Source organism: Candidatus Aquarickettsia rohweri (genome assembly GCF_003953955.1).
Lineage (GTDB): Bacteria > Pseudomonadota > Alphaproteobacteria > Rickettsiales > Midichloriaceae > Aquirickettsia > Aquirickettsia rohweri.
In genome coordinates this window covers 1-3,140 of sequence record NZ_RXFM01000119.1, presented here as the reverse complement: position 1 = coordinate 3,140, position 3,140 = coordinate 1, and the positions used below count along the sequence as shown (strand labels likewise).

The window sequence follows — 3,140 nt, the reverse complement described above, 5'->3', positions numbered from 1 at the left end:
TTAGTACCAAGCGGTATAATTGATAAGAAAATTATTGATTCATTTTTAAAGGTCTGTCGCCATAAGTTTATTATTAGTCAGTGGAAAGAAGTGGCGTACTCTGATTCAATTTTACCAATATTTAATACAGAGATATTTGTGGATGATAATAGATTTATTATGTCTCCACTTGTTTTAGCTAAAATGCTTCAATTTGCTGAAATTAAGTCCAATTCTGTGGTTTTTGACTTTAATTGCAATACTGGGTATTCATCAGTAATTATTTCAAATATTGCTAAAAAAGTAATTGCAGTAGATATTGATAAAAGGTTGTTAAAAATTGGTATAAGCCAAGAGTTATTAGCTCAAGCAGGAGATGTTATTTCATTTAGATTATTAGAAAGTTTTAAAGATAATATGGAAGATGCAAAATTTGATATAATAATAGTTAACGGTATTATGAATCAAATTCCAAAATTCTTTAAGAATATAATTGTTGAAGGTGGCAAGATAGTTCTTATAGAAAAATATGATCATATTGCAAAGATTGTTAAATACATTAAGCATAACGAAAAATTATTTAGAGATGAACTGTCTAATGTTGATGCTGATGAACGTATATTAGTTAAAACTAAGTTATAAATAGATATATGGTATGAAAAATAAACGTTATATATTGCTATTCATTCTATTTTTTTTAATTTCAACTATAAGTTATGCAGATAATGTTGAAGCTAATAAATTGCAGATTCTAAAGTTAAAAGAAGATGATCATTATATTGGCAATACAAAAGCTAAGGTAACTATTGTTACATATTCCTCGTTATCTTGCCCTGGATGCGCAACTTTTCATGAAAATATACTGCCAAAAATTAAAAAAGACTATATTGATTCAGGAAAGCTTTTATATATCTTTAGAGATTATCCAAATAATTAACCTGCTTTATATGGTGCAATATTAGCTAATTGTTTTGATAACAGTTATTTTGAATTAATAGATGTTTTATTTAAATCGCAAATTAAATGGGCATTTAGAAAAGATTTTAAACAAATGCTTAAAAATATAGGAAGACTTTCGGGTTTTAGTGCTGAAAAAATAAGTAAGTGTTTTGAAGATAAAAGCTTTTCTGATCAATTGCAGATGAAAGCTTTTAAAGATATGAAAACTTTAAACTTAAATCAAACTCCAACTATTTATATTAACCAGGAGTTTATTATTGCAAATAATTATGACGATTATGTAAAAATTATTGACAAATACTTAAATAAATAGATAGTACTTAAATTATTGAACAAACATAAGAGTAAAATTTATGGGAAATAAAAAAATTATTTACTTAGCTACATTGTTAAGCGTAATTCCAACAATATTACTAGCTGATGATAATACAATTAAAGATTCATCTATTAAAATATCAGGAGAAATAGATCCTAAGTATGGAATTGTAAACCAATCTAAAGATTTTAGAAACGATTTAAGTAGTACAACTAATAAATACAAACAAAATTCTTTAGCAACCAGCGGGTCATTAAAATTTAATTATGATCAAAAAACTGAAAAAGGTTTAGGTTATGGTGGTTATATAAAATTAAATACTAATACTTCAAAGACTTCTTCTGGTAGTGAAAATATTGCAAATGAGCTGAAAATATATCTTGAAGGTAATTTCGGTAAATTTGAAGTTGGTAGTACATCGCCAGTAGGTAGCAGTATGGAAGTAAATTCTTACTCTCTTGCACGTGCAACAGGAGGTTTAGATGGAGAATGGTCTGATTGGCTTAAAAATGGTGGTGTTTTAACAAGTAGTAGTGGTAGTAAATATGCTATTGATGGTAATTACATTACTGCACCACAGTTGCCAGTTGGTTTTGATGAAACAACTAAAGCTGGGAAAATTAACTATTTTTCACCAAAGGTAAATGATTTTACATTTGGATTAAGTTATGTCACAGATTCTAAAGCCAAGGGAACTGTTAACCAGACACGTAAAGTGTTAAATAATTCTGGGGGTGGTTATAAAGATATTTGGCAGCCAGCTGTAGGATATGAAAAATCATTTAGTAATGGTATAAAATTTACAACAGCGATTCTTGGAGAATTTGGTAAAGCAAAGAAAATTTCATATTTTAACAGTATAGATAATGCTAATAATAATACTAACAAGCAAGAAAATAAAGACAGAAATAATCTAAAAGCATGGCAGGTTGGTGCTGGTATTGGCTATCAAGGTTTTGCTTTTAATGGTGCCTATGGTGATATTGGTAAATCTGGAACTTTAGTTGGAGATACTAATAGCAAGCAAGGTGGTCAATATTGGTCTTTGGGGTCTGCATATGCAACAGATAAATATGGAATAAGTATTGAGTATATGCAAAGTAAAAGAGCTGGAGCTTTAGCTAAATATACTCCTGAAGGTTCTACAGATGATCTATTGGTTAAATTTGATCAGAAAGATTACAATAAATTTGAAGCAATATCTATTGGTGCTGATTACACAGTAATGCCAGGATTTATGCCATATATTGAAGTTACTAGATTTAACTTTAAAAAGAATGGCAACTTTAAAGGTGCTGAATTTAATAAAGGTACGGTTGTTTTAGCTGGTACTAAGATTAAGTTTTAATTGAAAGAAAGCTTTGTTAATAATTTCAATTTAAGAATATTTAAACCTTAAAAGCTTATTGAGCATAAGGTTTAAATCTCTTTAGTTTATTTGTTGGTTTTTACGTATAAATAGTATAACTTCACAAAAATTTTTCTATAGTTAGAATAACAATATAAATAATAACACCTTTAAATATCAAATAAAAAATATTATTTAGCTAATGATTTTAAAACATATAAGTTGTGGGGCTCTGTCGCATCTGTAATATGGTGTAAAATTTTTAAATTATTTATAGATTTTTCCATTAAGCAGCTAGTGAAAGAAATTTATCAAAGTCAGAATTATAATTGTCATTGTCAGCAAGTTGTCCTTTTTTAATCATGTGCAAGAGTTCTATTCCCGCAATAGTTCTGGCGGCACTTCTAAAGGATTTGAAGCCAAGCATCGGCCTAGTTCGTTTCTTTATAAATCTGTGATCGCCTTCTATCCTATTGTTGAGATATTTGTTCTGCCTAATTTCTATTTGGTTTTCTTTAGATAATGGCTTATTGATTG

Annotated in this window: 3 protein-coding genes and 1 pseudogene; 3 read left to right on the top strand and 1 reads right to left on the bottom strand. The window is 28.2% G+C overall.

Translation table 11 applies throughout. The features are described 5' to 3' along the window. The 3 genes and pseudogenes from EIC27_RS06535 to EIC27_RS06520 all read left to right on the top strand — a co-directional run. The coding region (locus EIC27_RS06535; RefSeq protein ID WP_126045252.1) for a protein-L-isoaspartate O-methyltransferase family protein at nucleotides 1-621 on the top strand (621 nt) is incomplete at its 5' end. Between the two features lie 13 nt (nucleotides 622-634). Continuing rightward, nucleotides 635-1,252, top strand: a pseudogene (locus tag EIC27_RS07760) (DsbA family protein). Nucleotides 1,253-1,292: 40 nt separating this feature from the next. Further along, nucleotides 1,293-2,603: a porin gene (locus EIC27_RS06520; RefSeq protein ID WP_126045249.1), complete on the top strand. Its 1,311-nt coding sequence runs from the start codon at nucleotides 1,293-1,295 to the stop codon at nucleotides 2,601-2,603. A gap of 286 nt (nucleotides 2,604-2,889) precedes the next feature. Here EIC27_RS06520 and EIC27_RS06515 read toward each other — a convergent pair. Next, the coding region (locus tag EIC27_RS06515; protein ID WP_126044873.1) for a DDE-type integrase/transposase/recombinase at nucleotides 2,890-3,140 on the bottom strand (251 nt) is incomplete at its 5' end.

Bases quoted from the DNA above. Each gene is read 5' to 3' on its own strand.
- EIC27_RS06520 (WP_126045249.1), top strand. From the start codon at position 1,293: ATGGGAAATAAAAAAATTATTTACTTAGCTACATTGTTAAGCGTAATT.